The sequence below is a fragment of the Anaerocolumna sp. AGMB13020 genome (assembly GCF_033100115.1).
In the GTDB taxonomy this organism is placed as follows: domain Bacteria; phylum Bacillota; class Clostridia; order Lachnospirales; family Lachnospiraceae; genus Anaerocolumna.
Genome location: NZ_CP136910.1, coordinates 4,657,930 through 4,676,232, shown reverse-complemented (window position 1 = coordinate 4,676,232; position 18,303 = coordinate 4,657,930). Strand labels below are relative to the sequence as shown.

Annotated in this window: 19 protein-coding genes; 4 read left to right on the top strand and 15 right to left on the bottom strand. The window is 39.8% G+C overall.

Going from position 1 to position 18,303, the window contains the following annotated elements:
• Nucleotides 1–59: 59 nt before the first annotated feature.
• Together R2R35_RS19460 and R2R35_RS19455 are read right to left on the bottom strand one after the other, a co-directional pair.
• Complete coding sequence (locus R2R35_RS19460; RefSeq protein WP_317731490.1) at nt 60–383, bottom strand: hypothetical protein; 324 nt, start codon at nt 381–383, stop codon at nt 60–62.
• 2 nt (nt 384–385) lie between these two features.
• On the bottom strand, nt 386–835 hold the full coding sequence (locus R2R35_RS19455; protein WP_317731489.1) for a helix-turn-helix domain-containing protein: 450 nt from the start codon (nt 833–835) through the stop codon (nt 386–388).
• Between the two features lie 358 nt (nt 836–1,193).
• Between R2R35_RS19455 and R2R35_RS19450 the strand changes: the two genes are divergently transcribed.
• On the top strand, nt 1,194–1,577 hold the full coding sequence (locus R2R35_RS19450) for a VOC family protein (protein ID WP_317731488.1): 384 nt from the start codon (nt 1,194–1,196) through the stop codon (nt 1,575–1,577).
• Nucleotides 1,578–1,831: 254 nt separating this feature from the next.
• Here R2R35_RS19450 and R2R35_RS19445 read toward each other — a convergent pair whose 3' ends face one another.
• Nucleotides 1,832–3,853: a putative bifunctional diguanylate cyclase/phosphodiesterase gene (locus R2R35_RS19445; protein WP_317731487.1), complete on the bottom strand. Its 2,022-nt coding sequence runs from the start codon at nt 3,851–3,853 to the stop codon at nt 1,832–1,834.
• A 320-nt stretch (nt 3,854–4,173) separates the two neighbouring features.
• Between R2R35_RS19445 and R2R35_RS19440 the strand changes: the two genes are divergently transcribed.
• Together R2R35_RS19440 and R2R35_RS19435 are read left to right on the top strand one after the other, a co-directional pair.
• Entirely contained in the window at nt 4,174–5,328 is a 1,155-nt protein-coding gene (locus R2R35_RS19440; protein ID WP_317731486.1) for a trans-sulfuration enzyme family protein, read from the top strand.
• A gap of 235 nt (nt 5,329–5,563) precedes the next feature.
• Nucleotides 5,564–6,475 (top strand): PLP-dependent cysteine synthase family protein, encoded by a 912-nt coding sequence (locus R2R35_RS19435; RefSeq protein ID WP_317731485.1) that lies wholly within the window; start codon nt 5,564–5,566, stop codon nt 6,473–6,475.
• 195 nt (nt 6,476–6,670) lie between these two features.
• Here R2R35_RS19435 and R2R35_RS19430 read toward each other — a convergent pair whose 3' ends face one another.
• From R2R35_RS19430 to R2R35_RS19415, 4 genes are all read right to left on the bottom strand, one after another.
• Nucleotides 6,671–7,723 carry a bifunctional transcriptional activator/DNA repair enzyme AdaA gene (locus tag R2R35_RS19430; protein WP_317731484.1) on the bottom strand — a complete coding sequence of 351 codons (1,053 nt, stop codon included), beginning with the start codon at nt 7,721–7,723 and terminating at the stop codon, nt 6,671–6,673.
• Nucleotides 7,724–7,898: 175 nt separating this feature from the next.
• Nucleotides 7,899–8,231 (bottom strand): GIY-YIG nuclease family protein, encoded by a 333-nt coding sequence (locus R2R35_RS19425; protein ID WP_317731483.1) that lies wholly within the window; start codon nt 8,229–8,231, stop codon nt 7,899–7,901.
• A 20-nt stretch (nt 8,232–8,251) separates the two neighbouring features.
• Complete coding sequence (locus tag R2R35_RS19420) at nt 8,252–8,854, bottom strand: helix-turn-helix domain-containing protein (protein ID WP_317731482.1); 603 nt, start codon at nt 8,852–8,854, stop codon at nt 8,252–8,254.
• 66 nt (nt 8,855–8,920) lie between these two features.
• Nucleotides 8,921–9,856 (bottom strand): bifunctional helix-turn-helix transcriptional regulator/GNAT family N-acetyltransferase, encoded by a 936-nt coding sequence (locus R2R35_RS19415; RefSeq protein WP_317731481.1) that lies wholly within the window; start codon nt 9,854–9,856, stop codon nt 8,921–8,923.
• A 340-nt stretch (nt 9,857–10,196) separates the two neighbouring features.
• On the opposite strand from R2R35_RS19415, the gene R2R35_RS19410 reads away from it, so the two are divergent.
• Nucleotides 10,197–11,297 (top strand): DNA alkylation repair protein, encoded by a 1,101-nt coding sequence (locus tag R2R35_RS19410; RefSeq protein WP_317731480.1) that lies wholly within the window; start codon nt 10,197–10,199, stop codon nt 11,295–11,297.
• Nucleotides 11,298–11,351: 54 nt separating this feature from the next.
• Here R2R35_RS19410 and R2R35_RS19405 read toward each other — a convergent pair whose 3' ends face one another.
• From R2R35_RS19405 to R2R35_RS19370, 8 genes are all read right to left on the bottom strand, one after another.
• Nucleotides 11,352–11,801 carry a chemotaxis protein CheX gene (locus R2R35_RS19405; RefSeq protein WP_317731479.1) on the bottom strand — a complete coding sequence of 150 codons (450 nt, stop codon included), beginning with the start codon at nt 11,799–11,801 and terminating at the stop codon, nt 11,352–11,354.
• Nucleotides 11,802–11,805: 4 nt separating this feature from the next.
• Nucleotides 11,806–12,219 carry a bacteriohemerythrin gene (locus tag R2R35_RS19400; protein ID WP_317731478.1) on the bottom strand — a complete coding sequence of 138 codons (414 nt, stop codon included), beginning with the start codon at nt 12,217–12,219 and terminating at the stop codon, nt 11,806–11,808.
• A 310-nt stretch (nt 12,220–12,529) separates the two neighbouring features.
• Nucleotides 12,530–12,985 carry a GNAT family N-acetyltransferase gene (locus R2R35_RS19395; RefSeq protein ID WP_317731477.1) on the bottom strand — a complete coding sequence of 152 codons (456 nt, stop codon included), beginning with the start codon at nt 12,983–12,985 and terminating at the stop codon, nt 12,530–12,532.
• Nucleotides 12,986–13,025: 40 nt separating this feature from the next.
• Complete coding sequence (locus tag R2R35_RS19390) at nt 13,026–13,562, bottom strand: GNAT family N-acetyltransferase (RefSeq protein ID WP_317731476.1); 537 nt, start codon at nt 13,560–13,562, stop codon at nt 13,026–13,028.
• Nucleotides 13,563–14,013: 451 nt separating this feature from the next.
• Complete coding sequence (locus R2R35_RS19385; RefSeq protein ID WP_317731475.1) at nt 14,014–14,820, bottom strand: ABC transporter ATP-binding protein; 807 nt, start codon at nt 14,818–14,820, stop codon at nt 14,014–14,016.
• On the bottom strand, nt 14,817–15,845 hold the full coding sequence (locus R2R35_RS19380; RefSeq protein WP_317731474.1) for a FecCD family ABC transporter permease: 1,029 nt from the start codon (nt 15,843–15,845) through the stop codon (nt 14,817–14,819). The genes R2R35_RS19385 and R2R35_RS19380 overlap by 4 nt, the downstream gene beginning before the upstream one ends.
• On the bottom strand, nt 15,842–16,840 hold the full coding sequence (locus R2R35_RS19375; protein WP_317731473.1) for a FecCD family ABC transporter permease: 999 nt from the start codon (nt 16,838–16,840) through the stop codon (nt 15,842–15,844). Before R2R35_RS19375 ends, R2R35_RS19380 begins: the two co-directional genes overlap by 4 nt.
• Nucleotides 16,837–17,928 (bottom strand): iron-siderophore ABC transporter substrate-binding protein, encoded by a 1,092-nt coding sequence (locus tag R2R35_RS19370; RefSeq protein WP_317731472.1) that lies wholly within the window; start codon nt 17,926–17,928, stop codon nt 16,837–16,839. The genes R2R35_RS19375 and R2R35_RS19370 overlap by 4 nt, the downstream gene beginning before the upstream one ends.
• Between the last annotated feature and the right edge of the window lie 375 nt (nt 17,929–18,303).

Sequence of the window (18,303 nt, the reverse complement as noted above, 5' to 3'; positions counted from 1 at the left end):
TCTGTATTTATAATGTTTCCTTCGTTATACTTATTAATTTGTAATATTTCTTAGCTGCATTATTTTATTTGTATACTTTTTATGGACTCAATTCTTATCAGCTTTTGTATACCTGATTTCTCAACCTCTAATTGCACCCAATCCTCATCAATATCCTGAATGATGCAATGTTTGACTGTAATGTCGTAATCCGCAGCATTGCTCTCTAATGTAATTTTTCCTCGTTTACCGATATTCTTCTCAAGTATTACTTTCAAAGACTTTTTCTCGTTATTAACAATATTATTTTCCTTCAAGGTTCGTTTGAGTTTCTCAACCTGCGTATTCAAATTACAGCACCATACAAAAGCTATCAGACCAAATATATATCCTAAGTATTCCATGGCTATTTCCCCTCCTTCACATACTTAATAGAAAGTATTGAAGACACTGGCAGCAGCTTATTTTCTGTTTGCTTCCCCTTCGTATACTCTACGTTAATCCATTGCCCGTCAAAGTCTTTTATCACACAATTTGAATTTACCAGATCATAATCAGCAGCCTCACTGTAAAATGCAAGTCGTACTTTTTTCCCTTTCAGTCCATACAATAATCTGGTAATAGCACTGCCGCTTTCTTTTTTTGTTTCTGTCTTTTCACAATTATCTTTTAAAAGATAATCACAGCTTACACCTAATATTTCTGCCAGGTAAACTATTTTATCCATTTCTGGATATGATTGCTCCGACTCCCATCTTGATATGGACTGTCTGGTTACCGACATTAATTCTGCCATTTGCTCCTGTGTCATATTTTTCGCTTTCCGGGCATCTGCTATTTTATTTCCTAATCCCATCTTGGCACCTCCATTCTTTTTACCTCTTTATCCTAAGTCATTTGCTGTAATGTCTCTACCAATTATGAGTTTCTTTCTGTTACATTCTGGTTGCATTACATGTTACATGGTATGAGATGCTCTATTTTTCACCATAATAGCAAACTTATTTCATAAGCTCAGAGTAGATTCTTAAGGCTAATCTTTCTTTACAAATCATGGAGATTTTATGATATAATAAAATAACTTTAGGAGATTATCTTATTCTTAAACCTGCCATAAACTGCTTTCAATTAGCACACCTAAAAATTGTTTATATATTTTATATCACAGCAATAACACAATAACAATTAAAATAATATTTTTTTGGAGGTTTTCTTTGAAGATAGAACACATTGCCATTTATGTAAAGGATTTAGAAAGCAGCAGAAACTTCTTCCAACAATTCTTTGGTGGAATATCAAACGATGGTTATTATAACCCAAAAACCGGTCTTCGTACTTACTTTCTTACCTTTGAAGACGGCGCAAGACTGGAACTTATGAACCGCACAGATATGGCTTCCAAGGAGAAATTGCCAGTACAGACTGGATATGCCCATCTCGCATTCTGTGTCGGAAGCAGAGAAAAGGTTGATGAGCTTACTGAAAGACTTAGTAATTCTGGTTATCCGGTGATTAACGGACCGCGTACTACCGGTGACGGGTATTATGAAAGCTGTGTACTGGACGGAGAAAACAATCAGATAGAAATAACTGTCTGAGAATATAACATAAATCGATACCCTTCGGACTTCTATTTCAGTCTGCAGGGTATCTTTTATTTCTTATTCTAAGCTGAGATTCTTATAAACTTCCTCTTTCTTTCGTTCCAGAAAGACCAGATCATGTGACTTTCACCTTCCGGGTCAGTCCAGAAATCCTCAACGGTCTTAATTTCGTGAAAACCAATCTTTGATACAGCTTTAATACTCTTAAGAAATGATTCTCTTCACCTTATGAGATTATTTATAACAGCCTATGAAGAACTGTTGAAATCATTTATGTAATCATCCAAAGCTTTAAGCTTCTTTGGTCTGCTGATAAAATATCCCTGGACATAGTCACACTTAAGCTTTTCTAACAGGCGAATCTGCTTCTCCTCTTCTATTCCTTCTGCTACCACTGAAATACCTAAGTTATGAGCAAGGTTTATAATACTTCCTATAATCTCCATATTTTTATCTTCTATTAGCAGGTCGTCAATAAAGGACTTGTCAATCTTTAATGTATGGATAGGTAGCTTTCTTAAGTAGCTTAGAGAGGAATAGCCGGTGCCGAAATCATCCAATGATATGTGGATGTCTCTGCATCTTAGAATCTCCAAGGTTGCCATGATACTTTCTACGGAAGAGATCAATATGGATTCTGTAATTTCTATCTCTAGATATTTAGGCTCCAGACCAGCTTCTTTGAGGGCATTATCTATCACTTCGATAATATTTGGGTCTTCCAGCTGTTTCACTGAAAGGTTGACCGAGAGCAATCCTTCAAACTGGTGTTTCTCCTGTATACTTCGAAAGTTCTTACAGGCAGTCCGTATAATCCATTCTCCTATAGGAATAATCAGCCCGAGTTCTTCTGCTACACTAATAAATCTATCAGGACGTACTAAACCAAGACTAGATGAGTTCCACCTGGTCAATACTTCAAAACCGCGGATAGTCTTTTTATCCAGATTATAAATAGGTTGATAGAGCAGAAAGAATTCCTCTTTTTGAAGAGCTGTTTTCAGTTCTGATTCAAAAGTTACTTTGTCTATAATCTCCTTTTTCATTGCGCCTTCAAAGAACTGAATATTGTTCTTTCCATATTCTTTCGCTTTGTACATTGCTGTGTCCGCATTGCGCATGAGTTCGATTACACCTGTTCCATCCTCCGGATAGGCTGCTACACCAAAGCTTGCACTGGTCTTAATTTCGTTCTTACACACATAAAAGGGCTTAAGGAAATCCTGCCGAATATTTTCGATGTAATAATATGCTTCTTCCCAATTAAGATCACGTGAAATAATCAAAGCAAATTCGTCTCCGCCGATTCTTCCAATCATATCATCTTTATGCAAGCTGGCTTTAAAACGTTCTGCTGCTTTTTCTACAAACAAATCTCCCATATGATGTCCCATGGTATCATTAATTTTCTTAAAGAAATCGATGTCTATAAAAGCAATATAGAAACTTTTTTCTTCTGCTTCTGAATTTTTGATAAGCTCTTGTATATTCTCTATAACAGCCATTCTATTCGGCAGATTGGTTACCATGTCAAAATGAGCCAGTTGATATAATTTATCCTCATTCTCTTGTAATTCGATATTCTTCTCGTTTAACTCGTTGTATTTACAGCTAAGTTCTGTATGGGTTACCGCTATTCTCTCATACATTGCTTCGAGTTCTTCCCTTTGCTTTAGCTCAGTCATATACATTCTGTTCATACGGCCGTAATGAGCCTGGTTAATGAGATGAGCAACAGGAGCTATTATTACCACCAACGCAAACAGGATAAGCTGAAGGATAAAATAACTTGTCCCAAACTCAAAGGGTTTATCAGACAACAGCAGCGAATAATACATTCCTATAAAGAAAATAGATGCGGTAGCATAGTTTAACATTACCCTGGTCAATCTGACGGAAGAAATAATAATATTCAGAAATGCAATGGTCCAAATTGCCGGTCCTACATAAGCATAAGCCCTGATGACAACAAAGATAAGAACAATTGAAAACAAAATGGATATCCAATGAGTGATAATCCTTGTCTTGACATTAACACATTGGGATAAAATGAAGCAAAAACATAAGAATAACATAAATGCACTATCCAAGACAGCACTTTTGAGAGGATAGTGCAATATGAAATTAACCACAGAACCTACGATTAATACGGGAATTCCATAATAACAACCAATATAATTTTCCATTCTCTCAATGGTATCCATATCGTTGGATTCATTGATTACCTTAAGGATACCTGGTATGGTCTTAGGCATTTTTTTGTTTTTCACGATAACACCTCAAAAGAAATGACATATTCCAAATTTTTATACCATTATAAACCATTTTTCTCAATTTTCAAAGGTTAGTGTGAAATTTTTTATAGACAATGTGTGAAAACTTTAAACAACTAGATTATATTTTTTTACAAATATATGAGATTATTTTTTGAATGACGAAATTTATTACTAAATTCAATGACATTATCTTGAGATTACGGTAATAAAATGTAACATCTAATTACTTATATTCATATATTTATAATATGAATTATTACTGTCTTAAGAAATTGCAGTGATCAAAAATACATACAAGGAAAGGAATATACAATATGGCTGAACATTTTATTAACACAAAACTCATACATGGCGGCGTAGACGGTGACAAACAGACTGGAGCTGTCAGTGTCCCCATATATCAGACAGCAACTTATCGTCAGAAAGAACTGGGTGGAGAGGCCCCTTATGAATACTCAAGAACCGGCAATCCTACCCGTGAAGCCTTAGAGAAGCTGATAGCGGAACTGGAGGAAGGAACCGCCGGTTTTGCCTTCGCTTCCGGAATGGCAGCTATTACAACTATTCTCTTGTTATTTAAAAGCGGTGATAAGCTCCTGATATCAAACAATGTTTACGGCGGTACCTTCCGCGTTCTGGATAAAGTTTTTCAGCAATTCGGGCTTCAATACAAAATAGTTGATACTTCTGATTCCCTGCTCTTAGAGAAAGAACTGACAGAAGAAGTGAAAGCAGTCTTTATTGAAAGCCCTGCCAATCCACTCCTTAGCATCACAGATATTGCCGCAGTCTCAGAACTTACCCGTAAGAAAGGTATCCTTACCATTGTAGACAATACCTTCATGACTCCATATCTGCAAAAACCTCTAACCTTAGGCGCCGATATCGTGGTACACAGTGCCACCAAGTATCTGGGTGGCCACAGTGATCTGGTTGCAGGCCTTGCTGTAACCAGCAGTGAAGAACTTGCAAAACGCATTGCTTTTTTACAAAATGCTGCAGGAGGAATCCTGGAACCCTTTGATTCCTGGCTGCTGATCCGGGGTATCAAGACTCTCTCCGTCCGGCTTGACAGACATTTGGTTAATGCCTCCTATATTGCCGAATATCTGAGGAATCATAAGGCCGTGGAGAAAGTATTCTATCCTGGGTTCACTGATTTTGCAGGGTATGAAATACACAAAAAACAGGCCTCTGGAGCCGGGGCGATCATATCCTTTACTTTGGCAAAGGGTTATGACATCAGGAAATTCTACAAAAACCTTGACCTTATCATCTTAGGTGAAAGTCTTGGCGGAGTAGAATCCCTGGCCTGCCATCCGGCTTCCATGACTCATGCTTCCATTCCTGCGGATCTACGCCAGAAATTAGGAATAAGTGATAATCTGGTGAGGCTCTCCATTGGTATAGAAGATAAGAGAGATTTAGTGATAGACCTTGAAAATGCCCTTACAGATGCCCTGTTGTAAGAGTCTGTATAAACCGTTCTATTTGCAGCAACTGCCGACTTATAGCTACTACTTTTTTTCAACGGCTTTGCCAGTAGCAACGACATTGCTACTCTACTAACGCTAACAACTATCTAAAATCAAAGAAAGGAGCTTCCACCTCATTTGTTGTTGTGGAGAACTGTAGGAATAGAGTTATTCAATCTCTTCCGCCTGTATGATTAACTCAAGCGCAATTGTTACAGTTGTTATAAAAATGAAATATTATAATGATATTCGTCAGCTTATTGGTAACACTCCTCTTATTTTACTAAATAATATGAATTACCCAAACAACCTCCGCATCTTTGCCAAGCTGGAGCTATTGAATCCCGGAGGAAGCGTAAAAGACCGTATGGGCATGGCTCTTATTAAGGATGCGGAAGAGCGTGGTATCCTAAAACCCGGTTCTGTCATAATAGAAGCCACGGCCGGTAATGCTGGAATTGGCCTGGCTCTTGCGGCCCTTGGTAAAGGCTACCGTGTAATTTTTGCCGTTCCTGAAAAATTCTCTTTGGAAAAGCAAGCTATCATGCGGGCTTATGGAGCAGAAATTATTCATACACCTTTGGATAAGGGAATGCAGGGTGCCTTTGAGAAGGTAGAAGAATTAAAAAGAGAAATAGAAAATCCGGTTCTTTTAAATCAGTTTGCTAATCCTGAGAATCCCAAAGCTCATTATCAAACAACCGGTCGTGAGATTTATAATGACCTGGATGGCAAAATCGATTATCTTATAGGTGGTGCCGGAAGCGGCGGAACTTTAAGTGGGGCAGCCAAATTCCTGAAAGAACAGCTCCCTTCTCTAAAATGTATCCTGGCAGATCCTGTGGGTTCAACCATGGGCGGAGGTGAAGCCGGCTGTTATTCTATCGAAGGTATTGGAAATACTTTTATGCCGGAAACCATGGATATGACCTTAATTGATGAAGTAATCAAGGTAAGGGATGAAGAAGCCGTTCAGGAAGTACGCCTATTGGCTTCACAAGAAGGAATATTAGCTGGTTTTTCCTCCGGTGCTGCGTTAACAGCCGTTAGAAAAGCAGCCGCTCATCTGCCTGAGGGAAGTAACGTGGTGGTTATCCTGCCTGACAGAGGAGACCGCTACTTCAGTAAGAATATATATTAAAGCAATACGATAAATACTATGAGAAGCTCCCTGGTCCCCAAAAGCACTCCCAAAAAGGCATATTACCAAATTTATCTGCTATAAGCGAACTATTTGCTCGGTTAGCACACATAAGTGATAATATGCCTTAATTATGGTATAGGAAGAAAACCCGACTGGATTCTTACAGTACCCATTTTTTAATACGACAGACTTTCATGCTTTGTAACGCTGCTCATGTTGTATCATCCACCTTTTCCGTTCCAGACCACCACCATAGCCGCCTAAGTCACCACCTGTTTGTATAACTCTGTGGCAGGGTATGATAATAGCCAGCTGATTCGCACCATTTGCATTTCCTACCGCTCGTACTGCTTTGGGATTTCCAAGAGCCTGTGCTATATCTTTATAAGATATTACTTCTCCTGGCTCTATTTTCCTCAGCATATCCCAAACCTTCTTTTGAAAGTCTGAGCCAAAGACTATAAATGGAGTTGTAAACTCTTTTAGCTTCCCGGAAAAATAAAGGTTTAATTCCGCTTCTATCTGCCTGGATATTTCAGTCTTCCCTGGAATAATACGAGCATTTAACCTTAATCTAAGTCTTTCAATCTCCCTTTCCAATCCTCTGCGATCTACAAATTCCAGTAAATACAGGTATTCGTCATCTGCTATGCTGAGCATTGGTCCTAAGGGTGTATCTATCCAGCAGGCAAATAATACTTTAATTTCCCCTGCTTTCTTTGGTGGTATCCCCATAATTTTTGAAAAAGCATCATGAAAACCGCTGGAGGAATCATACCCCGTATCAAGCTGTGTATCAATAATCTTTTCCCCGCTTCGGATGGATTTCATCGCAAGACCCATTCTTCTTGCTCTTGCGTATTGTACAAAGGTCATACCGTAAAGTTTCTTGAATTGTCTTCTGGCAGTTGCTCCATGAATACCAAGCGCAGCAAAATCAGAGTCTTTCCAACGTTTTTCCGGGTTTTCTTCAACCTGTTCCACCATATTTTGAATCAGGGGAGAGATTTCCTGGGGATAAGAAAGAGGATGACATTTCTTACAGGGACGAAAACCAGCATGCAATGCTTCCCTGGCAGATTCGTAGAAGATGCAATTCTCATATCTGGGTTTTCTCGCCGGGCAGGTAGCATGGCAGAACACGCCTGTCGTTTTAATTCCCACAAAGAAAATACCGTCATACTCCGAGTTTCTCTCTACCAGTGCTGTATAATATTTTCGTTTGACAGTCTCATCTATTACCATAATAAAACCTCACTTTCTGTTTCACTTAACACTGTTTCTCCGTCTTGAATTCGTTTCTGATACGCTAGATGCACCTTATGGTGCTGCCTTTTACCAGAAAGCTGGAAAGTAATTTCTAATTTATATTATAAGCACTTTATGAGAAGCTGTCCTACGAAAAATGAACATGCATTTTTTATACCGCTTGTTTCTCCATCCATATTTGAAGCAGTACTTCCAAATCTTCTGCAAATTCCTTACTAGTCTGTGTCTCCCCTTGTTCTAACTCTTCTAATATTTCAAAAGAAAATGTCTTAGCCCCATATTGGTTCCACTCCGGAAGCATGGCAGGTTCCGGACAGGAGTTTGTAGAGAAGAAAAATTCATATCTGTTTTTCTGTCCTTCCATATCCCTTGTAGCTTTTAACCAGGTTCGATTATTTACGCTGCATTTAATGCAATAGATGCCACCCGTTGCTTTTTTATTCTTATATTGTTCTATTAATTCTTTTCTTTTCGATTTATCCATTGTTTTGCTTCCTTTCAGATCTATAGAAACCATAAGCCGTGCCGGCTGCAGTAATAATACAGCCTTGTATTATCCCTGTGCTGTAGTTTTCCGCCGCTTAGTTTAGGCAGTCTGACACTGGCCTGCTGTTCCGGATATAGCTTCACCAACAGAGTCCTGTCTGACATTACATATGCCACAAAGGAGAGATAATGGTCTTTCTTCATTTCGTGAGAAAATGTTATATAATATTCGTCTTCTGTTTCTTCTATCTCAGCCCGATGTTTTTCATCACACGGTTTTGCTGTCAGCGCTTTAAGCCTTCGTCCACAGCAGGAAATACTGGCATCTCCCGTATTGCTGATCATATTGCTGCATACCGGGCAAACATAGAAACGGGTACGTTTGAAATTCCCGGTATCAATGGAATTGGAAACCAGGTCACCCTCTAGTATCTTTTCAATATCTACCTGAAACAGATTTGATAATTCTCCAAGCAGGGATATATCCGGACATCCCAAGCCTCGCTCCCATTTCGATATTGTTTTGTCACTGAGATTTAAACTGTCTGCTATCTGCTTTTGGGTCATACCCTTTTCTTTACGAAGACGGAGCAACAGACTTCCCACTTTCTGACTGTCCAATTACCTTACCTCCAATTTACTATTATAAATGTCTGTGAATAAAGCCGCAATAAACGCTCCGTAGAGTTACAGCTTTAGCTCATAATTCTGTTCCATCAGGGTTTTTCCCCAGGAATTATTTTCAAATTCTTTTACCAACTGAAAGCCTGCTTTCTTATACATACTGACTGCCGTCGTCTGTTCCCTGGTAGTGTCAAGAAATACCTTCTTATAGTTTTTATCCTTACAGAATTGTAAGGCCTGTGTCAACAACCGTCTTCCTAATCCAATACTCCTGTAGGAAGGATGTATGATAAACCATCTAAGCTGTGCCAATTCCTCTGAGTGTCCGACAATAGCAATAGCGCCAACAATTTCCCCCTGCGCTTCTGCAAACCAGATTCTATCCTTCTCTGTATTATAGCTTAGGAGAAAATCATACAAAGTCTTGCAGACATAACCTTCAAAAATATGATTGTAACCGCATTCCTTTTCATATAACCAACCATGCAGCTCAATGAGCCGCCCTGCATCTCCGGGTCTTAACTCACAACGAAGGTTTATCTGCTCTTCTCTCCTTCTATTCTGCTCTCCGGACAGCACATCTTCAATGCTTTCCATGCTCCTGATTAGTCTCTCCTGTTCCTCTTTACGCAATTCAGAAACCATGCTCGTAATATGCTTGTCAGATAATCCATTCAGCTTGTCCAGCGTTTCTTCTCCAAGTGCCGTGAGATACAGATAGAACAGTCTCCCATCTTCTTTTGATTGTACCCTGTAAGTAAGACCTTGCTTTTCAAATCGTTTTATAATTCGGCTGAGATATCCGGAATCAATACTTAGTCCCTGAATTAACTGTTTTGCAGTACAGTCTTTGGTATGAGCAATATCAAACAGCACACGGGCTTCCGACAAAGAAAAGTCACTGTTTAGCATATGCTGATCCAACAGCCCCAGAATATTGGTGTAGAAACGATTGAATTTTCGTATGGTATGGATAAATGGAGTATGTACGGATTCCATGAAAATACCTCCTGAGTATTTAATTTATGCTTATTATAAGTATATTATCTGACTTAGTCAACTATTTTATAAAACTAAATAATTCTGTAACCCAGGGTGTATCTGAAAAAACTTGTGCTGGACCGAAGTTTCACTTTGTGGAGGCAGTTATCGAAAACAGCTAGGCGTGATTTTGGTGAAAGGAGTACCTTCCTAAAATTGCAACTTAGAATACCGCTAAGTGGAGTATGAAGATAGCTCTTAGTGTTCTTCTTTGTATGAAAGTTTAAACTTGACTTACTGTTGTCATATTTGAATGGTTATACTTTATCTAATAGACTGTTATTGCAGGAGGTGCCTTATGGGTGAAGCTTTTAAGGATATTTATACGGAGCAGTTTCTCCGGGATTTTAGTCATAAAGTAAGTTCAGTGTATGGGAATTTTCAAGAAGAAGAGTTTACAGCCGCTGTACTCGCGGCTTCCTGGGAGAACCTGGCCCTGCGGGGCAGGATGCTGCGAATCGTTGAGGTATTGGGCAGATTATTACCATCGGATTATGAAGAAGCATTAGAGATATTATACAGGCTTGTTGATGACTGTGAGGGTTTTCCTTATCTATTCTTTCCGGACTTTGTGGCCGCCTTCGGTTTAAAGGAAGAATATTGGGATACCTCCATGAAGGCCTTAGAGTGTTTCACGAAGCATTCTTCTTCGGAGTTCGCTATCAGACCTTTTATCCTGAAAGATACGGAACGGACAATGAAGTGTATGCTTAAATGGTCTTCCAGTTCCAATGAACATGTCAGGCGTTTGTCCAGTGAAGGTTGCCGGCCTCGTCTTCCCTGGAGTATGGATCTTCCTGTATTTAAGAGAGATCCAGTGCCGGTGCTTCAGATACTGGAGAATCTGAAAGCAGATTCTTCCCTCTATGTGCGTAAAAGTGTTGCTAACAATCTTAATGACATAGCGAAGGATCATCCGGACTTGGTGTTATCCGTTACAAGGAAATGGATTGGAAAAACTCCAGAGACCGATTGGATTCTAAGACATGGCTGCCGTACCCTTATACGAAAAGCCCTACCGGAAGCACTTGCTCTATTCGGTTACGCTGATACCAATGAGGCAGAACCCTTGGTTTTAAATGCTAACTGTAAGGTATCACAGGAACAGCTCTCTGTTGGTGATACCTGTCTTTTTCAATACTCTCTTGATGTCAACCGGAAAAATCCTGTGCATATCCGTTTGGAGTATGGAATTGATTTTGTGAAATCCAAAGGTAAAACCTCAAGAAAATTATTCTTGTTGTCTGATAGAACAGTACCCGGCAATTTCCATTTAGAAGGCTCACATAACCACAGCTTTGCGGATCTTACCACCCGAAAGCACTATCCCGGTTTACACAATATTGTTCTTTTGATTAATGGCATGGAGGTTGCTACAACTACATTATTGCTACAATAAAGGGGCTTTAACAAGCCCCTTTCCCATTTATCTGTTAAGTTGAACTGACGTACCTTATGCTGCTGGATTCAGCCTAATATCAAGATATACATCACCTACAGAAGTGGATATGCAGCAGGCTGTACGAAGAGAGTATTCCTTGTTATCCTCCGGTTTACCAATCACCGGGGGAAGTATATCACAATTGAGATTCTTCTCTGCCAGCATTGTAAGAACATTTCCGCTGATAATGTTTGCAATCTCAGATATGGCAGAGGTCACAAAATCATCAACCGAATCCATTTCCATACCGCTCATGATATTCACCATTCCAAGAGAAGTCGAGTGAGGAAAGCGGTAGATTACTTCTCCTGTCAGTTCACCGATAACTCCGATTGAAATATCAAGTTCATTATCGCTGAGAAAACTTTCAGCCGGGCGATCGGATATATCTGATAGATCGAGCATCAGCAGAAATACATTGCGTGTAGCTTCTAAAAAAGGACTGTAGAGATTATCATTCATATAGTCAGACCCCCTTTTCCAATGCATATGCAGCGATTCGCTGATCTTCAGCGGCAACATGATTAATCAGCCAGGCTAAGAGCTTTCCTGCAAATTGCTGCATCAGCTGCTCGTTATATCCGCTTTTTTCGTAGTCCTTTGTAAACTGTACTACGTAGTTCACCATATCTGTATGTATCTGCCTGTGTGCTTCATAACCCGGATAACCGATTCTTAACTGATATTCTTCCTCATCTCTGAAGTGTTCTACTACATAACCATTCATAAACGCAAGCGTTTCATTGACCTGTTGTACTTTCTCTTCCCAGGAAGCAGCAGACCTCAGTGTCTGCATAAATACCTGCACGCGACGGAATAATTCTATATGTTGTGCATCAATCACATCCACTCCCAGCTCGTACTTATCTTTCCAAAGCATATGGTGTAAGTCCTTTCTTGTCGAAGTATACTAATATTAGTTAATGTATTATATAGTTTGTACTACTATTTTTCAAGTAAATTTTTTTACATAATAAAGTTGAAATTGCTTTCTAATTTCTACACTACCCTATTTATGCTTATCTTTGCAGATATGGTACTGCTATAAAAGAATGTGTGATTTGCTTTTACATTCGCTTCTTTCAGCACTTCCTTTAATAATGAAGAATTAATAGCAATATTATCATTTTGACATAACCCAAACAAGCTCTATCATTTGTCTCAGATATTTGAACCGAACATAAAAATAATTATCTCAATACCCTCCTCATGCATATACTTGTCTCTAAGCCAACATACGGTTCATAATTCGGAATAATCTCATATCCTGAGCTTTGATACAAACCAATGGCCTCCTGCTGTTCATTTCCGGTTTCAAGTACAGCATAGCAATACCCCTGACTCAGAGCCTCTGTCTCCAGTCTCTTCAATATAATTCTTGAGAATCCTCGTCCTCTGAATTCATTACCGACATATACTCTTTTTATCTCTACCGTATTGTCGTTAAATTTCTTAAAGGCACCACAGCCTGCCGGTATATTATCTGCATAGATAACAGTTACATCTTTGATCTTGTCCACTTTATTATGCTTATCGTACTGTTTTTGAGACTCTCCATAACGGCTTACAAGGTCTTCATCCAACAATTTTATAAGCTTTACAAAATCAGGATTTGTGTTGTCTGTCATTTTGATTTCAATATTCATTCTGACCATTCTCCTTACTTTTCCGGTAAACTTACTTCTATCAATTTTTTGTAATGCAATAGGTCAGTTTGGTATAACTTACCTCTTCTCCATTTTTGATTGCTTTCTGATTTTGTTCTATCAGTATACGATGCATCCCGCTTTTCTCCATTACCTTTAGGGAGGCAATATTTTTCTCTGTACAGGTCGCAAGTATTTTGCAAATGGGGGTATTCTGAAAAGTGTCCTGAATAATACAGTTTACTGCTTCACTCATATACCCTCTGCCCCAATAATCCTTATTGGAAATCCATCCGATTTCAGCCGCTGTGATATCATTTTTACTTATAATCAGAGAAACATTGCCTATCACCTTTAGGGAGGACTTTAACTGTATCGCATATTCTCTCCATCCTGGAGTCTCCTGCATTGCTGCAACTTCACATTCCTTGATAAAAGTTTTTATAGTTTCTCTGGTTTTTGGCCAATAAATCATATACTTTCCGATTTCTTCATCCGTACCGTATTCACATATATCCTCGTAGTCACTTTCTTTTATAGGCCTTATAATTAAGCGTTCTGTTTCTATCTTCTTCACCTTCTGCTCCTTTTCTTCCTGTGTAGTCCTGCGGTATGTGTACTACAGCAAATCGTATTGCTACTTTTTCCTGGCAAGGTACAAAGAAAAACTTAAATACGTACTAACATATCCACCGAACTCTATAATAACAGCTCTTATTTCTTTCATCATACTCTCCTTGTGTTGCTCATCCAGTCCGTCCAGGAGGTGGCAAAGGAGGTAACCTCCTAAATTTTTCTGCATCTAATTTGTATTATAAAATTTATTGGATTTAATTTCAAAGAATATTTATTGTCTTAGTTGATTTTTGCTTATATATTAGCCACTGTGAGATCACGATAATGGGTGTCTTCTATAAAAAAAGGCATAAATACATTTTGTATTCAGCCTTTTAAAATAAGTATATAATTTTCATCAAACCAAGTGTAGAAATCCTGCACTTGATCTGATACTTAACGTTTTAGAAAATCTATGCATTTACCACATGATATCTTCCTTTTGGAACGATAAAAGGAGAACCTGATACCGGGTCTTTAATAACCGCACAATCCAACCCGAAAACCTGTTTCATTAATTCTTCTGAAATCACCTGAGAAGGTTCTCCCTGTGCAATAAGGTTACCTTTTTGCACTGCAAAGATATAATCTGCATAACGGGCAGAAAGATTAATATCATGTAATACCATTACTATTGTAGTACCTCTTTTTCGGTTCAAATCCGTTAGGAGGTCCAGTATCTCAACCTGGTAGGTAATATCCAGGAAAGTTGTAGGTTCATCCAGGAGTAATATATCTGTCTGCTGAGCAAGAGCCATGGCAATCCATACTCTCTGGCGCTGTCCTCCGGATAATTCATCCACATTTCGGTTAGCCAGTTCCGTAATTCCCATGATTTCCAACGCTTCTTCTACTGCTTCATAATCTTTTTTGCCAAGGCCTTTTAAGAAGTTCTGGTAAGGATAACGTCCTCTGGAAACAAGATCAGAAACAGTGATGCCTTCCGGTACCACCGGTGATTGAGGAAGCAGACCAAGGACTCTTGCCAGTTGTTTTGGCGGTATCTCACTGATCTGTTTTCCGTCCAGTACCACTTCACCGGACACAGGTTTTATAAGCCTTGCCAGGGTTTTCAGCAGTGTGGATTTACCACAGGCATTGGCACCGATGATTACACTGATCTTATTATTCGGTATGACCACATCCACATCATTGATAATGATTTTTTTGTCATATCCGGCAACAATTTTATTTGCCGAAAATTTAGGTGATTGTTTCATGCTGCTCCTCCGGTTCGATTCATACGTATCAGTAGATAAATTAGATAGGGTGCACCAAGAATTCCCGTTATGATTCCCACAGGAAAGCGGATATCAAAAGCATACTGCCCTATAATATCTGCCAGAAGCACAAGAACTGCTCCCGTCAATCCGGCGGTAATTGCATTAGAGGAGCCTGCCAGTTTACTTGCGATTGGACCTGACAGAAATGCCACAAATGCGATAGGACCGGTAACAGCTGTTGCATAAGCAATTAAGAATACAGCTGCTAAAACCAGCAGCAGTCTGCTGATATCGGTTCTTAAGCCCAGGGTGATGGCTGACTGCTCACCAAGCTCCAGAATCTTAAGCATTTTACTAAGAAGCACCAGTAAGCAGCCAAATATCAGTACAACTATAAATAACCCCGGTATATTCTTCATCTGCATTCCATTCAGACTTCCATTGAGCCATCTGATAGCCGCAGGCACATCATACTGATTGGCTCTTAAAAGCAGATAAGAAATTGCTGCATTTAACATAGCCTGTATTCCGATACCAATCAGTATCAGTCTTCCGCCGGAAAAGCTTCCTCCTCTGGACAGCAGATAGATTAAGAAAGCAACGGCTAATCCGGATATAACAGCAGAAATAGATACAACCGTTCCGCTGACATTAAGGACGAGGATGCAAAAAACCGCGGCAACACTGGAACCAGAGGTCACACCAATGATGTCAGGACTTGCCAGAGGGTTCCTTAGCATGGTCTGAAACGTATTTCCCGCCATACCAAAGGCCATACCTGCTAAAAGCCCTGCCAGCATACGAGGCAGCCTTATCGTTTCAATTGCAAAGGTAGCACCCTTAATCTCCTCTCCTAATAAAACGCGAAGGATTATTTCCGGTGAATACTTTGTATTTCCAAGATAAAGCATTATACAGCAAAGGACTGCTGTGATAAACGTCAAGATCACGGTAACTGTGATAAAACGAGTTCTTCTTTTGTGAAAACCCAATTGTACAATATTTAAGTTATTATTTGTCATAATGAACGCACCTTCGCTCTCATAGCAATCAGAATCAGAATGGGTGCTCCGAAAAATGCTGTAACAATTCCGGCTTCCAGTTCTCCGGGTTGTCCTATGAGTCTTCCTATTATATCTGATACCGTCAAAAGAATTGCTCCGCCCAAGGCTGACATAGGTACAACGAATTTCATATCTGGACCACAGAGCATTCTCATAATGTGCGGAATCATAAGACCGACAAATCCTATGGGGCCAGCAAGAGCAGTCGTGGCACCACACAATAGTACGCCGGCTAAGGCACCAATGATTCTGATCAAGCCGGTTTTTACCCCTAATCCCGTTGCCACATCGTCACCTAAGGCAAGAGCATTTAAAGCAGATGCCGATAGCACTCCTATGGCTAAGCCAATAACAAGAAAAGGAGATACCGACAGGATTCCTTCCCAGGTAGCTCCGCTTACACTGCCCACCTGCCAGAAACGGTAAGCATTCATAACATCAGTCCTTGGCAAAATTACCGCACTGACTAAGGAAGATAAGGCAGCACTGGTGGCAGCACCTGCCAGTGCAAGCTTAATAGGAGTTGCACCTCCTGAGCCCATAGAACCTATCCTGTAGACAAAAACAGCCGTTACTGCAGCTCCTGCCAGCGCAAACCAGATGTATTGATTCGCTGAACTGATATGAAAAAAAGCAATTCCGCTTACAACGAACAGGGAAGCTCCGGTATTAACACCTAAAATACTTGGATCTGCAATCGGATTACGGGTAATCGCCTGCATCAAAGCGCCGGAGACCCCAAGGGAAGCTCCGGCGATAATACTGAATACAGTTCTGGGAATACGCTCTCGGATTACCAGTGCTTCAAAAGCTCCGCTGTTTGGATGTAGAAGGGCTCCCATTACTTGCGAAAGCCCTATATTTCTTGAACCAAGTGCCAGGGATGCGAAAACAGACAGCGCAAGTCCTGCAACACCGGCAAATATCAGTATTATTATTTTCTCTCGTTTCATTGCACTTTATCAGCTGCCTCTCCGATTAACTTTAAGTACTCATCGATAGTTGCAGGAATAGAAAGGGCGCTGGGTGTACCAGAAGCAGCCAGGGGAGTACCATCCTGGATCAATACTACGGAGCCTCTCTGTATTGCCGGTACGGTCCCAAGGAGAGCATCTGCCTGCATAGCCTTTAACAATGCCTCATCTCCATAGGCAACGATAATATCTACATCAGAAAGAACGTCTGCGTTTTCAGCACTGATTTCAAGTGCAAAGGTTGCCTGTCCTTCCGCCAGTTTCTTAACACTTTCCGGCTCTACCAGGCCTAAATCATTGAGATAGGCGGCACGGGGATCTGTTGAAGTGTAAATATAGAATTTACCAAGATCTGTAGGGCTGAAGTAGAAAAAGGCTGCTGTCTTTCCTGCTATCTGAGGATATGCCGCTGTTTTATCAGTTATAAGCTGATCAAGATCAGCTACCAGCTTCTCACCTTCTGCTTTCATACCCATACCTGTTGCATCCATGGTAATCTGATCACGCCACAGGGTCTGCCAGGCAAGTGTCGGATAAGCAACCACAGGTGCTATTTCACTTAACAGATTATATTCTTCTTCTGTAATTCCTGAATATGCTGCAAGAATCACATCAGGCTGTACATCGCTGATTGCTTCATAATTCAGACCATCTGTATCATTAAAAAGAACGGGATTTTCTTCGCCCAGATTCTTAAAACCTTCACCTGTCCAGGGTAATAACTTGCTACCATCTGTCACTCCATAATTCGCTTCTGAAACACCAACCGGAACCACACCTAAAGCTAAAGGAACATCTTGGTTTCCCCAGGAAATAGTTGCAATACGTTCGGGTTTACTCTCAAGAACTGTCTCACCGAAAGCATGTTTTATTGTTATAGGATATTCAACCGTAGCTTCACCAGCTGCATCTGTTGGTTCTGCAGCCTCTGTTGCTTCAGCAGTTGGTGCCTTCGTTGTCTCAGCTTCACTATTGTTTCCATTTGTATTATTGGATTTACCAGAGCAGGCTGTTAGTGTCATAACCAGCGCTATAGCTATAATAGAACTAAGTTTTTTTAATTTCATATTCTAACTCCTCTTTCTTTTCGTTATGTACCGTCTCGACTATGTTAGTCATTTCTAACTTTGTTAGGTTATCAAAGGAGTCCTTATTTGTCAAGTGGCCGAAAAATGGCGAAACCCTCCTCCTATCTGAGTTTTAAGGAATGTGATTTTACATTTGTCTTGAAAATTACAGTAAATAAGCCCTTCTTCCCATTTCTGAAATTATTGTAAAACAGACTCGCTCGATTTTATTGAGAAATATTATCATTTTCATAATACATATAAACTGGACTCTTCTGGTATTATTATCCTCACGCCCTTACATATATTGTATTGTAAGAATATCTCCAACTACAAAAAATCCATGGATTACAGAAAAGGCTTACTTGAAAAGTT